This is a genomic window from Micromonospora solifontis (assembly GCF_003725545.1).
Taxonomy (GTDB): Bacteria; Actinomycetota; Actinomycetes; order Mycobacteriales; family Micromonosporaceae; genus Micromonospora; species Micromonospora solifontis.
The window spans coordinates 108,548-121,859 of sequence record NZ_RJLN01000003.1; the positions used below are offsets into that span (position 1 = coordinate 108,548).

Annotated in this window: 12 protein-coding genes; 8 read left to right on the forward strand and 4 right to left on the reverse strand. The window is 73.3% G+C overall.

From position 1 onward, the window contains the following. Positions 1 to 149: 149 nt before the first annotated feature. The 3 genes from EFE23_RS02050 (at position 150) to EFE23_RS02060 (ending at position 3,027) form a co-directional block, all read left to right on the forward strand. Positions 150 to 1,517, forward strand: a complete 1,368-nt coding sequence (locus EFE23_RS02050; protein ID WP_123239142.1) for a M16 family metallopeptidase — start codon at positions 150 to 152, stop codon at positions 1,515 to 1,517. 198 nt (positions 1,518 to 1,715) lie between these two features. After that, complete coding sequence (gene dapB / locus EFE23_RS02055; RefSeq protein ID WP_123239143.1) at positions 1,716 to 2,489, forward strand: 4-hydroxy-tetrahydrodipicolinate reductase; 774 nt, start codon at positions 1,716 to 1,718, stop codon at positions 2,487 to 2,489. 70 nt (positions 2,490 to 2,559) lie between these two features. After that, positions 2,560 to 3,027 carry a GNAT family N-acetyltransferase gene (locus tag EFE23_RS02060; RefSeq protein WP_123239144.1) on the forward strand — a complete coding sequence of 156 codons (468 nt, stop codon included), beginning with the start codon at positions 2,560 to 2,562 and terminating at the stop codon, positions 3,025 to 3,027. A gap of 130 nt (positions 3,028 to 3,157) precedes the next feature. Here the strand turns inward: EFE23_RS02060 and EFE23_RS02065 are convergent, their stop codons facing one another. Beyond that, positions 3,158 to 5,290, reverse strand: a complete 2,133-nt coding sequence (locus EFE23_RS02065; protein ID WP_123239145.1) for an amylo-alpha-1,6-glucosidase — start codon at positions 5,288 to 5,290, stop codon at positions 3,158 to 3,160. Positions 5,291 to 5,448: 158 nt separating this feature from the next. Here EFE23_RS02065 and EFE23_RS02070 point away from each other — a divergent pair, with 158 nt between their 5' ends. The 4 genes from EFE23_RS02070 (at position 5,449) to EFE23_RS02085 (ending at position 9,787) form a co-directional block, all read left to right on the forward strand. Continuing rightward, positions 5,449 to 6,426 carry a LacI family DNA-binding transcriptional regulator gene (locus EFE23_RS02070; protein WP_233600823.1) on the forward strand — a complete coding sequence of 326 codons (978 nt, stop codon included), beginning with the start codon at positions 5,449 to 5,451 and terminating at the stop codon, positions 6,424 to 6,426. Between the two features lie 26 nt (positions 6,427 to 6,452). Then, entirely contained in the window at positions 6,453 to 7,700 is a 1,248-nt protein-coding gene (locus tag EFE23_RS02075; RefSeq protein ID WP_123239147.1) for a sugar ABC transporter substrate-binding protein, read from the forward strand. A 79-nt stretch (positions 7,701 to 7,779) separates the two neighbouring features. Beyond that, complete coding sequence (locus EFE23_RS02080; protein WP_123239148.1) at positions 7,780 to 8,898, forward strand: carbohydrate ABC transporter permease; 1,119 nt, start codon at positions 7,780 to 7,782, stop codon at positions 8,896 to 8,898. A gap of 1 nt (position 8,899) precedes the next feature. Beyond that, entirely contained in the window at positions 8,900 to 9,787 is an 888-nt protein-coding gene (locus tag EFE23_RS02085) for a carbohydrate ABC transporter permease (protein ID WP_123239149.1), read from the forward strand. Between the two features lie 90 nt (positions 9,788 to 9,877). Here the strand turns inward: EFE23_RS02085 and EFE23_RS02090 are convergent, their stop codons facing one another. Further along, the gene (locus EFE23_RS02090) at positions 9,878 to 10,831 is read right to left on the reverse strand and encodes a sigma-70 family RNA polymerase sigma factor (protein ID WP_199736887.1); all 954 of its coding nucleotides are present in this window, start codon (positions 10,829 to 10,831) and stop codon (positions 9,878 to 9,880) included. Between the two features lie 46 nt (positions 10,832 to 10,877). Beyond that, on the reverse strand, positions 10,878 to 11,450 hold the full coding sequence (locus EFE23_RS02095) for a GNAT family N-acetyltransferase (RefSeq protein ID WP_123239150.1): 573 nt from the start codon (positions 11,448 to 11,450) through the stop codon (positions 10,878 to 10,880). Between the two features lie 35 nt (positions 11,451 to 11,485). Here EFE23_RS02095 and EFE23_RS02100 point away from each other — a divergent pair, with 35 nt between their 5' ends. Then, positions 11,486 to 12,796, forward strand: a complete 1,311-nt coding sequence (locus EFE23_RS02100; protein ID WP_123239151.1) for a glycosyltransferase 87 family protein — start codon at positions 11,486 to 11,488, stop codon at positions 12,794 to 12,796. Here the strand turns inward: EFE23_RS02100 and EFE23_RS02105 are convergent. Next, positions 12,695 to 13,246 carry a GNAT family N-acetyltransferase gene (locus EFE23_RS02105; RefSeq protein ID WP_123239152.1) on the reverse strand — a complete coding sequence of 184 codons (552 nt, stop codon included), beginning with the start codon at positions 13,244 to 13,246 and terminating at the stop codon, positions 12,695 to 12,697. The two genes, EFE23_RS02100 and EFE23_RS02105, sit on opposite strands and share 102 nt — an antisense overlap. Positions 13,247 to 13,312 lie beyond the last annotated feature (66 nt).

Below are 13,312 nucleotides of genomic sequence, written 5' to 3' on the forward strand. Positions count from 1 at the left end.
CGCCGACGGCGTCCCCGGGCCGGTCCACGGCTCCAGGTCGCGTGCGCGGGCTGGAGCCGTCGCACATCCCCACCCACCCCTCGTCGTACGGAGAGCAGGTTTTCGTGAGCCGGACCGGGCGTTCGTCTTTCCCTGCGGGTCGACGGGGGGTGACGCCGTCCGGTGCCGCCCGGCACGCGAGCGCGACCACCCGGCCCGCGGGCGGGGCGGCGCGGGCGGTCACCCGCACCCTCAGCGAGGACCCGCTGGGCGGCACCGTCCGCCGTACCGTGCTGCCGAGCGGGCTGCGCGTGCTGACCGAGGCGATCCCGGCGATGCGCAGCGTCTCGTTCGGCATCTGGGTCGCCGTCGGCTCCCGCGACGAGACCGGGCCCCAGGCCGGCGCGGCGCACTTCCTGGAGCACCTGCTGTTCAAGGGCACCAACAAGCGCAGCGCACTGGAGATCTCCTCCGAGATCGAGGCGGTGGGCGGCGAGACCAACGCCTTCACCACCAAGGAATACACCTGCTACTACGCCCGGGTGCTGGACGAGGACCTGCCGCTGGCCATCGACGTCATGTGCGACCTGGTCGCCGACTCGGTGCTGGCCGCCGCCGACGTGGAAACCGAGCGCGGGGTCATCCTCGAAGAGATCGCCATGCACGACGACGAGCCCGGCGACGAGGTGCACGACCTGTTCGCCACCGCCGTCTACGGCGACCACCCCCTCGGCCGGCTGATCTCCGGCACCGAGGAGACGGTCACCCCGATGACCCGGCGGCAGATCCAGGGCTTCTACCGTCGCCGCTACACCGCCCCGCAGATCGTCGTCGCCGCCGCCGGGAACCTCGACCACGCCGCCGTGGTCAAGCTGGTCCGGCAGGCGCTGCGCGGCACCCCGCTGGACACCGACCCGGCGGCGCCGGCCGCCCACCGGCCGGCCACCCCGACGGTACGCACCAAGCCGGCCACCACGCTGGTCGAGCCGAAGGAGACCGAGCAGGCGCACGTCATCCTCGGCTGCCCCGGCATCGACCGCCTCGACGAGCGGCGCTTCGCCCTCGGCGTGCTCAACAATGTGCTCGGCGGCGGCATGTCCAGCCGGCTGTTCCAGGAGATCCGCGAGCAGCGGGGCCTGGCGTACTCGGTCTACTCGTACGCCAGCCAGTACGCCGACAGCGGGCTGTTCGCCGTCTACGCCGGCTGCGCCCCGGGCAAGGTGGACGAGGTGCTGGCGCTGACCCGGGCCGAGCTGGCCAGGGTGGCCGCCGACGGCATCACCGCGGATGAACTGGCCCGGGGCAAGGGGATGAGCAAGGGCTCCTTCGTCCTCGGCCTGGAGGACACCGGTTCCCGGATGAGCCGGCTGGCCAAGGGTGAGCTGCTCTACGGCAACCTGATGCCGGTGGACGAGCTGCTCGCCCGGGTCGACGCGGTCACCCTGGACGAGGTGAACGCGCTCGCCGCCGACCTGCTCGGCCGACCGATGTCCCTCGCGGTGGTCGGCCCGTTCGACGAGTCCGCCTTCACCGCCTGACCGCCGGCCGGTCCTCGTCGGGCGCCTGGCTCGTCCCGCTCGTCCCGCTCGGGCGCTCGGCTCGGGATGCGGCAGAGCGGTGTCTCCGTGGCCGGGTAAGAGCCCGGGTTGCCGCAGCCTGGGTCGGTCACGCTCGTCGGGTGGGACGGCCGGAGGTCCCGAGGGGTGGGGCGTCCCGATTGGGATAGGTTGTGCCCCGTGACTGACGAGCTGGAGAAGAACCCGGCCGAGCCGATCCGGGTCGGCGTGCTGGGCGCCCGCGGCCGGATGGGCATGGAGGTCTGCAAGGCGGTCGACGCGGCCGCCGACCTGGACCTGGTCGCGATGGTCGACCAGGGCGACCCGCTGTCCACGGTCGCCGACGCCGGCGCCGAGGTGGTCGTCGACTTCACCACTCCCGACGTCGTGATGGACAACCTGGACTGGTGCGTCAACCAGGGCGTCAACGCGGTGGTGGGCACCACCGGCTTCACCGGCGACCGCCTGGAGCGGGTGCGCGGCTGGCTGGCGGGCAAGCCCGGGGTGGGCGTCGTGATCGCCCCCAACTTCGGCATCGGCGCGGTACTGATGATGCAGTTCGCCGCGAAGGCGGCCCGGCACTTCGAGTCGGTCGAGATCATCGAGCAGCACCACCCGCGCAAGCTGGACGCCCCCAGCGGCACCGCCACGCACACGGCCCGGCTGATCGCGCAGGCCCGCGCCGAGGCCGGTCTCGGCCCCGCTCCCGACGCCACCAAGGACGAGGTGCCCGGCGCGCGCGGCGCCGAGATCGACGGGATCCGCGTGCACGCGGTCCGCGCGGCCGGCCTGGTCGCGCATCAGGAGGTGCTTTTCGGCACCACCGGTGAGACGCTGACCATCCGGCACGACTCGCTGGACCGGGCGTCGTTCATGCCGGGCGTGCTGCTCGCCGTGCGCGCGGTGCGCAACCGGCCGGGCCTCACCGTCGGCCTGGACCCCCTGCTGGACTGACCGTCCCGCACGGCGGGCTGACGGCGGAAACCGGTCGTCGGGCGGACGGGACGCGCCTAGGCTCAGCTTCATGATCGATTCCGGGATGCGCGACCGCGCCGGTCGCCACGTGACGCTGCGGCCGGTGGACGACGACAACTGGCGGGCCGTGGCGGACGTCGCGCCCCGCGACGACCAGCGGTCCTGGGTGCCGGCCCTGGCCGCCCGCTACCTGCTGCTGACCATGCGGTCCGAGGTGTGGACCTCGCTCGCCGTGTACGCGGACGACACGGTGGTCGGGCACGTCATGTGGGGGGTGGACGACGACGCCTCCCGGTGGATCGGCGGCATGCTGATCGACGCCGCCGAGCAGGACCGGGGGGTCGGCCGGGCCGCTGTGCGTACCCTCGTGGACTGGCTGGCCACGGCGGGTGAGCCGATCCGCCTCAGCTACCACCCCGACAACACTTCGGCCGCCGCCCTCTACCGCTCCCTCGGCTTCCACCCCACCGGCCTCATGGAGGACGACGAACTGATCGCCGAACTCACCCCCGCCTGACCCCTTCGGGTGCGTTTCTTGTCGCCCCAGCGACAAGAAACGCACCCAAACCCCGGCCGCCCTCCACGCCCGCGCGTCGATCAAGGGGTTTGCGTCAGGATCCGGCCTTCGGGCGACGCAAACCCCTTGATCAACTCGATGCGGGCGACCGGGTTTCGGTCGGGGGGCGGGGGGTGGGGACGTGGGTGGGGTGGGTGGGGTGGGTGGGGGTGAGGTTGGGGGGGAGGTTGCGGACGGTGGGGTGGCCGGTGTGGTCGACGGTCACCGTCACCGGGGCGCCGGCGATCCGGAGGCCGTCGGCGGCGAGGGCGCCGAACTCGGGGCCGGCCAGCGGGTCCAGACGCACCCGCCCGCCCGGGACGTCGGGGTAGAGGCCGACACCGGCCTGGAGCAGCAGCACCGCGGCCGCCGCCGACCACGCCTGCGGGTGGCACGCCGCCGGGTACGGCACGGGGCGGCCGAGGGCCGTCCGGTCGTCCCCGCCGTACAGTTCGGGGAGGCGGTAGTCGAACGCCTCGGCGGCGCCGAGCAGGCCCTCGGCCAGGCGGAGCGCCGCCTCCCGGTGCCCGGCCCGGGCCAGCCCGCCCAGCACGATCGCGGTGTCGTGCGCCCAGATCGAGCCGCAGTGGTACGACAGCGGGCTGAACCCGGCGTCCCCGGTGGACATGGTGCGCAGCCCGAAGCCGCCGGCCAGGGCCTCGGTGGAGAGCAGCGCCGCCACCTGCGCCGACTCGGCGTCCGACAGCAACCCGGTGCCGAGCAGGTGGCCGATGTTGCTGGTCAGCGAGTCGACCGGGCGCTTGTCCCGGTCCAGCGCGAGGGCGGGCTGGGGGCCGTACCGGCCGTCGACCCAGAACGCCTCGCGGAACCGTCGGGCGAGCCGGTCGGCGTACCCGCGCCAGCGGTCGCCGCCGGGCCGGCCGAAGGCGTCGAGCAGGTCCGCCCCGTTCACCGCCGCCTGGTACGCGTACCCCTGCACCTCGGCCAGCACGATGGGCGGGTCGGCCAGCCGGCCGTCCCGGAAGCGCACCGCGTCGCCGGAGTCCTTCCAGCCCTGGTTGGCCAGGCCGTGGCCGGTGGTGTCGACGTACTCGACGAAGCCGTCGCCGTCGGCGTCGGCGTGCTCGCCGAGCCAGCCGAGCGCGGCCTCCAGGTGTGGCAGCAGGGGCTCGACCTGCTCGGCGGGGAGCCCCCAGCGCCAGGCGTCGTGCAGCAGCCCGACCCAGAGCATGGTGGCGTCGACCGTGCCGTAGTACGCGGGCGGCAGGCGCAGCCCTCCGTCGGCCAGGGCGAACTCGTGCCCGCGCAGCTCGTGCAGGATCTTGCCGGGCGCCTCGCCGGTGGCCGGGTCGACCCGGGCGCCCTGCCGGCGGGCGAGGACCCGGAGCGTGCCGGCGGCCAGGTCGGTGCCGAGCGGCAGCATCATCCGGGCGGCCCAGAGGCTGTCCCGGCCGAAGAGGGTGAGGAACCAGGGCACCCCGGCGCCGAGGAAGACGTCCCCGGGGTGCGCGGGCTCGACCAGCCGCAGGCCGCGCAGGTCGGCCAGGGCCCGGTCGAGCAGCCGGACCAGCCGGCGGTCATCGGCGCGTACCTCCGGCACGGACCACTCGGGACCGGCCGGCGGGGCGGCCACCACGGCCTTCGGGTCGGTGACGGCGAGCCGCCAGCGCAGCGTCGCCGACTCGCCGGGGGCGAGGGTGACCGGCCAGCTCAACCGGGGTGCGGTGGCCCGGTCGCCGGCGGCGTCCACGGTGGCGGCCGGCGCGGTCACCGTCACCGCGACGCCCTCGGCGGCCCACCGCACCTGGCCTGGCTCGCCGGCCTCCGCGGCCAGCGGTGCGCCGCCGCCGCCGGACTTGACCACCTCGATCGGGGCCAGATCGCAGCCGAGGTCGACGCTGACCGTGGCGTGCACCGGCGCGGAGGCGGTGGAGGAGAGCTGGATCTCCTCGGTGAGGCCGTGCGGGCCGGCCTGCCGGGTGCGGTCGATCCGGACCGTCGGATCGGGGGTGGGGTCGCCGAGCCAGCGGGCCAGGCCGACGAAGCGGGCGCCGTGCGTCCCGGCCGCCCCGCGGGTCAGCGCCTCCGGTTCCCGGTCGTCGACGCGCAGTTCGGCGCGGGAGAGCACCCGGGCGTCGGCGTGGAAGACGCCCTGGACGCCGCTCGGCCGGATCTGACCCGCCGCGTCGCCCAGCGCGCTCGTGGGGGCGTGCACCACCCCGACCAGGTCGTGCAGCAGCGGTTGCAGGTGGCGTTCGGTCAAGGGGGACTCCCGGTGCTGATCGGTGGCCCGCGACGTCTTGACAGATGCCGCCGGCCCGGTGCAGAGTGCGAAACATTCCAGAAACTTTGAACGATCCAATCCTGCCGTATCCAAATTGGATCGTTCAAGGCCTCGAGAGGGATTTAGTGGCTGAAAAGGTGACCATCGCGACGGTGGCCCGGCACGCCCAGGTGAGCCGGCAGACCGTCTCCAACGTGCTCAACGCGCCGCACATCGTCCGCGAGGAGACCCGGCGGCGGGTGCAGGAGGCGATCGCGGCGCTCGGTTACCGGGCCAACCAGGCCGCCCGGCAGATGCGTACCGGCCGGTCCCGGCTCCTCGCGGTCCGCATCGAACCCACCCGGGACGGGATCAACGGCTCCGTGCTCGACCGGTTCCTGCACGGCCTCACCGAGACCGCCGACGCTGCCGGCTACCGGGTCCTGCTCTACACCGCCCGGGACGACGACCACGAGATCGCCACCTACGACGACCTGCTCGGCGCGTACGACCTGGACGCGTTCGTGCTCACCGGCACCAAGCACGGCGACCCGCGCACCGCCTGGCTCGCCGAGCGGGAGGTGCCCTTCGTGACCTTCGGTCGGCCCTGGGACGCCCCCGAGGCACACCCCTGGGTCGACGTGGATGGCGCCGCCGGCACCGCCCAGGCCACCCGGCGGCTGCTCGACACCGGCCACCGCCGGATCGCCTTCCTCGGCTGGCCGGCGGGCTCCGGCGTCGGCGACGACCGGCGCGCCGGCTGGCGTACCACCCTGGCGGCGGCCGGCCTCGACGGTGCCGCCCTCGATCGCGAGACCGAGGACGGCATCACGAACGGCGAGCGCGAGATGCGCGACCTGCTCGCGCACGACGGACCGCCGACCGCGGTGGTCTGCGCCAGCGACTCGCTCGCCCTCGGCGCGCTCCAGGCGGTCCGCGACGCCGCGACGCCGGTCGCCGTCATCGGCTTCGACGACACCCCGGTCGCCGCGGCGGTCGGGCTGACCAGCCTCAGCCAGCCCCTGGCGGTGGCCGCCGCCCGCTGCGTCGAGTTGCTCACCGACCTGCTCGACGGGCAGCCCACGGACCCCCACGTGCTGCTCACCCCCACGCTCGTGCTCCGGCACACCGCGTGAATCGCATCCCCCACCAGGAGAATCAGATGACACCACGCACCCTCACCCGGGCAGCGGTCGCCGGACTCGCCGCCGTGACCCTGTTCGGCACCGCGGCCTGCGGCAGCGGCTTCGACGACAAGGGCGGCGACGCCAAGCAGTCCAGCGGCCCGGCCAGCCTGCAGATCATGATCGGCTCCTCCGGCGACGCGGAGACCAAGGCGGTCCAGGACGCCGCCGCCAAGTGGGCCTCCGCCACCGGCAACACCGCCACCGTCACCCCGGCGCAGGACCTCGTCCAGCAGCTCGGCCAGGCGCTCGCCGGCGGCACCCCGCCGGACGTCTTCTACGTCGACGCCAGCCGCTTCGCCGACTACGCCAGCGTCGGCGCGCTGGAGCCGTACGCCGACAAGATCAGCAACCCGGACGACTTCTACGAGAGTCTGCGCACCGCGTTCACCTACGACGGCAAGTTCTACTGCGCGCCCAAGGACTTCTCCACCCTCGCCCTGGAGATCAACACGGACCTCTGGGCGAAGGCCGGGCTGACCGACGCCGACATCCCGACCACCTGGGACCAGCTCACCGCCACCAGCCAGAAGATCAAGGCCAAGGGTCTGGTGCCGCTCGCCCTGGGCGACACCCGGGACCGGATCGGCGCGTTCCTGGTGCAGAACGGTGGCTGGCTGCTCAGCAAGGACGGCAAGCAGCCCACCGCCGACACCCCGGAGAACCTGGCCGCCCTCCAGTACGTGAAGAGCCTGCTCACCAACGGCTACGCCCGCTACCCGAAGCAGCTCGACGCCGGCTGGTCCGGTGAGGCGTTCGGCAAGGGCAAGGCCGTGATGACCATCGAGGGCAACTGGATCAAGGGCGCGCTGCAGAACGACTTCCCGAACGTCAAGTACAAGGTGGTCGAGCTGCCCGCCGGTCCCAAGGGCAAGGGCACGCTCTCCTTCACCAACTGCTGGGGCATCGCCGCCAAGTCGAAGTACAAGGAGCAGGCGATCAAGTTCGTCGAGGCGATGACCGCCGGCGAGCAGCAGATGGCCTTCGCCAAGGCGTTCGGCGTGATGCCGTCCCGGCAGTCCGTGCGGGACCAGTACACCGGCGCGTTCCCGGCCGACAAGCCGTTCATCGACGGGGCCGCGTACGCGCAGGGCCCGGTGAACGCGCCCAAGATGGACAGCGTCCTCAGCGACCTCGACACCGGCCTGCAGGGCCTCGCCAACGGCGACCCGAAGACCGTGCTCGGCAACTTCGACAAGAACGCCAAGGCGGCCATCGGCGGCTGAGGTGAAAGGAGGGGCCCCTTGTTAACAGACGGGTGATAAGAGGGGGCCCTTCCTTCCACCCCGACCGAAGGGAGGGGAGATGGCAACCGAAGCGCTGCGCGCACCGGCCACCACGCCGGTCCGGCCGCCGCGTCGCCGGGGCGGTGGCATCCGGAGCAACGAGCACGTCGCCGGCTGGCTCTTCGTCGCGCCGGTGCTGGTGATCCTCGGGCTCTTCCTGCTGCTGCCGATCCTGATGGCGCTCTGGGTGAGCCTCACCGACTGGAACGGCCAGGGCAGCCCGTTCACCGGGCAGGTCCCGTTCGTCGGCGGCGACAACTACACCCGGCTGTTCGCCGAGGACGGGCTGGCCCGGCGCGACTTCATGACCAGCATCCGCAACAACCTCTACTACGTGGCGCTGGTGGTGCCGGCGCAGACCGTGCTCGCCCTCGGGCTCGCGCTGGTGGTCAACAACCGGATGCTGAAGGGGAAGGGCTTCTTCCGGACCGCGTTCTACTTCCCCTCGGTCACCAGTTCGGTGGCGATCAGCGTGGTCTTCCTGTTCATGTTCGCCAACTCGGGCGCGGTCAACGCCCTGCTCGGCTTCTTCGGCATCGAGGGGCCGCAGTGGTTCGCCGACTCGCGCGGGGTGCTGCACCTGCTGCTCGGCGCCGTCGGCGTGGACACCCCGCCCGCCGCGCTCACCGCCGGCGGCCCGCTCGGGCTGACCTGGTGGGACTGGCTCGCCGGGCCGAGCGTGGCGATGATGTCGATCATCTGCCTGGTGGTCTGGACCACCTCGGGCACCTTCATGCTGATGTTCCTCGCCGCGCTGCAGAACGTCCCGGTCGTCCTCGACGAGGCGAGCACCCTGGACGGCGCCACCCGGTGGCAGCGGTTCCGGCACGTCACCCTGCCGCTGATCAAGCCGACCATGTTCCTGGTGCTCACCCTCGGCCTGATCGGCTCCTGGCAGGTCTTCGACCAGGTGTACGTGATGAGCCAGGGCGACCCGGCGAAGACCACGCTCACTCCGGCGTACCTGTCGTACCGGACCGCCTTCCGGGACTTCGACTACGGCTCCGGCGCGGCGATCTCGTTCGTGCTGTTCCTGATCATCATCCTGCTCACCGTGTTCCAGCGCCGGGTGATGGCCGACCGGGACGAGCCCCGGCGGCCCCGGTGGTGGCGGCGACGCGTACCGGAGGGGTCCTGAGATGGCCGTGCTGACCGACCGGCCGGCGCCGCCGGTCGCGCGCCGCGCCGACCGCGGGCCGCGCGCCCTGGTCAACCGCTTCCTCGGGTACGCGATCCTGATCTTCTTCGGGTTGGTCTTCCTCTACCCGTTCGTCATCCAGATCGCGAACTCGGTCAAGACCGAGCCGGACGCCGCCGCGCACCCGCTCTCGCCGGTGCCCGACCCGGTCACCCTGGCCGGCTTCGAGCGGATCTTCGCCGGCACCAACTTCCCGCTCTGGCTCGGCAACTCGCTGCTGGTCACCGTGCTGGTGACGCTCGGCCGGGTGTTCTTCGACTCGCTCGCCGGCTACGCCCTGGCGCGGCTGCGCTTCCGCGGTCGGGCCGGGATCTTCGCCGCGGTTATCGCGGTGATGGCGGTGCCCGGCGTGGTGCTGCTGATCCCCAAGTTCCTGGTGCTCAAGCAGCTCGGCCTCTACGACAGCTACGCGGGCCTGGTGGTGCCGCTGCTGGCCGACGCGGCCGGGGTGTTCATCATGAAGCAGTTCTTCGAGTCGGTCCCGGTGAGCATCGAGGAGGCGGCCCGGATCGACGGGGCCGGAGTGTTCCGTACCTTCTGGTCGGTGGTGCTGCCGACCGCGAAGCCCGCCCTGATCACCCTGACCATCCTCTCCTTCCAGGGCTCCTGGAACGAGTTCCCGCACAGCCTGGTCGCGGTCCAGGACCCGGGCCTGTTCACCCTGCCCCGAGGGCTGGCCGACCTGGTCAGCGGCTCGCTGGGCAAGGGCACCCAGTATCCGCTCAAGCTCGGTGCGGCGCTGCTGGCCACCATCCCGGTGGCGGTGCTCTTCATGATCTTCCAGCGCTACTTCGTCCGCGACGCCAACGAGGGCGCGGACAAGGGCTGACCGGGAACCGGCGGTCCCGCCCCCGTGTCGGGACCGCCGGTCCAAGGGTGGACCGTCGGGCCGGCCGGAACTCATCGGTGCCGGCGTCACTTATTCCAGGCGCAGCGGCAGGCCGAACCGGGGGAAGAGGTCGGGCTGGAGGAAATGGGTGAGCCGGACTATCCGGCTGTCGGCGGCGTCCAGCAACTGGATCGAGAAGGCCCGGTGGCCCCCGGCCGGATCGCGCCGGTACTGGGCCAGCGCCGGCCCGCCGTTCGCGGTGATCCGGACCAGCCGGGAGCCCCGGCATTCGGCACCCGGCCCGGCCAGCCAGCGGCCGATGTCCGCCGCGCCGCGCAGCCACATCGCGTACGGCGGCATGCTCTGCACCGCGTCCGCACGCAGCAGGGCGACCAGCGCGTCGATGTCGTACCGGGCGAAGGCGTCCACGTAGCGGTCGAGCAGGTCGCGGTCGGCCCGGTCCAGGTCCGCGCCCGACGCCGACCGGTCGGGCACCCCGGCCAGGGTCGTCCGGGCCCGCTGGAGCGCGCTGTTGACCGCCGGCACGCTCGCGTCGAGCAGCTCGGCGACCTCGACCGCGCGCCAGCGCAGCACGTCCCGCAGGATCAGCACCGCCCGCTGCCGGGGCGGCAGGTGCTGGAGCGCGGCGACGAACGCCAGCCGCACCGACTCCCGGGCCACCGCCACCTCCGCCGGGTCGGCCGGGAGCACCGCGGCGTCCGGCACCGGCTCGACCCAGTCACCGGCCGGCGTGCCGAGCGACTCGACGACCGGCGCCGACGGGGCGCCCAGGTCCACCGGCAGGGCGCGCCGGCCGCGCCCGCGCAGCACGTCCAGGCAGACGTTGGTGGCGATCCGGTAGAGCCAGGTGCGCAGGCTGGAGCGGCCGTCGAACCGGTCGGCGCCGCGCCAGGCCCGCAGCAGGGTCTCCTGCACCGCGTCCTCGGCGTCGAAGCCGGACCCGAGCATCCGGTACGCGTAGCCGGTCAGCTCGACCCGGAACGCCTCCAGGTCGGCGGCCGTGCCCGCGGTGGCCATGGTCATGCTGACACCGTAGGCGGACCCACCGACAGCGACCACCCGACGGGCGTCAGGCGGCCTCGGTCGGTACGGCGACGTGCAGGCGGAGCTGGGGGACCAGCATGTCGTCCACGTCCAGCGCCCGGGCCGCGCCGTCCGGCTCCCAACCCGTGCCGGTGAGGAACTTCCGGGTCGCCTCGTCGGCGTCGAACGCCCAGGCCACCGCCCGGTCGAACCCGTCGGACCGCCAGCCGTCGACGGCGGCGGCGAGCAGCCGGCTGCCATGCCCGCGCCGGCCCCAGCGCGGCTCGACCAGCAGGTCGGTCACCGCCACCACGCCGTCGCCGAGCGCGTCGGCCGGCTCGCCGGGAGCCAGCGCCTCCGCGTCGGCCGGACCGGAAGCCACGAACCCCACCAGATAGGATTGCTCGGCCTGTTCGACGGCGACCAGCACGCGGTGCGCGCCCGAGGGCGGCTCCTGCACCGCCGCGCTCCACCGCCGGGCGAGATACGCCTCGTCCAGGTTGTCGAGCACGTGCCGGGACAGGATCCGGCGGTACGCCACCCGCCAGGTGGCGAGCTGGATGCGTGCGATCTCGTCGGCGTCCTCCGGACGCGCGGGGCGGACGTACCCGAGAGCCATGAGACGTGAGCCTACGCAGGGCGAGGGAGGCGACGGTGGCGCAGGGTGCCCGGCGCACGATCGGGCAGGTCGGCGCGGTGGTGGTGCTCGCCGTCGCGGTGACCGCCTTCCTCTCGGTGGCCGCCGCCCGGCACGGCTTCTTCGACCTGCGGGTCTACTACGGCGCGCTGAACTGGTGGGTGCACGACGGCGGGGAGATCTACGACTTCCTCAAGCCCAACACCCAGTACGGCTTCACCTACCCACCGTTCGCCGCGCTGGTCATGCTGCCGATGGCGTACCTGCCCTGGGAGGCGGCGATCACGGTGAGCGTGGCCGCCACCGTCGTGTCCAGCGCGGTGGTGATCGGGTGGCTGGTCGACCCGATCGCCCGCCGCTCCGGGTGGACCCGCTGGTTCGCCCTCGCCGTGGCGTTCTGCCTGGCCGCCGCGTTCGAGCCGATGCGGGAGACGGTCAACTTCGGCCAGGTCAACATGCTGCTGCTCGTCCTGGTGGCGGTGGACCTGCTGCGGCTGCTGCCGGCCGGCAGCCGGTGGGCCGGCGCCGGCGTCGGCCTGGCCACCGCGATCAAGCTGACCCCCGGCATCTTCATCGTCTACCTGCTGGTCACCGGGCGCTGGCGGGCCGCGTTCACCGCGATGGGGGCGGCGGCCGGCGCGACCCTGCTCGCCGGCGCGCTCTTCCCGGACGCCTCCCGGGAGTTCTGGACCGAGGCGCTCTGGAACACCGACCGGGTGGGCGAGCTGGCCTTCATCTCCAACCAGTCGCTGCGCGGCGTGGTGGCCCGGCTGAACCCGGAGCACCCGAACACCGTCGCCTGGCTGGTCGTGGTGCTCGCCACCCTGGCCGTCTGGGCGTGGCGCTCCCGGGCCGCTGTCGCCGCCGGCGACGAGGTCACCGGCCTGGCGCTGACGGGTGCCGCGATGTGCCTGGTCAGCCCGGTGACCTGGGTGCACCACCTGGTCTGGCTGCTGCCCGCGCTGATCCTGCTGGTCGACAACGGCATGGCGGCGCCCGCGCGCGGCGGCCGGCGCCGCCTCCTGCTGGCCGCCGCGCTCGTCGGGTACGCCGTCCTGATCAGCCGGATCGTCTGGGCCTGGGAAGAGGACTTCACCGGGGTCAGCGGCTTCCTCGGCAGCAACGCCTACGTCTGGATCAGCCTGGCGCTGCTGCTCGGGCTGCCGATCCGCCGCTGGGCCACGCCGACCGGCCGGGGCCCCGCGGACCGGGGCGGGCCGTCCGGGTCAGCCGGCCAGCCGGGCGGTGTAGCGCACCTCCCGGAGCCGGACCGGGTCGCGCCCGCCGTGCAGCGGCACCGGATAGGTGGACTCGTCGCCGTCCGGTGACAGGCCGGCCCGCTCGTAGAACCGGCGGGCCCGGACGTTGTCGGCGAGCACCCAGACCCGGTATTCCGTCCAGCCCCGCTCGGCCAGGCCGGCCCGCGCCGCGGCGAGCAGCGCCCGCCCCGCTCCGGTGCCCCACCAGTCCGGCGCCAGGTACATCGCCAGGATCTCGCCGTACGCCGGGTCGAGGTCGCCCCGATCCTGGTTGTTCCGGTACGGCCCGAAGGTGGCGAACCCGGTGAGCACCCCGTCGGCCTCGGCGAGCAGCGTGGTGAACGGGTGCTCCGGGTCGGCGGTGCCGAGGTCGCGGCGGCGCTGCGCCCAGGCGGCCGGGTTCAGCCGGCCCAGCACCTCGTCCGGCATGATCCCGGCGTACCCGGCCTGCCAACTGCGCACGTGCACCCGGGCGACCGCCTCGGCGTCGTCCGGTTCCTCCCGGCGGATGGTGAACACCCGTCCGTTCTATGCCCCCACGGGGGGCGGGTCCAGCCTCAGCCATCGTGTCGTACCGGTGGATTA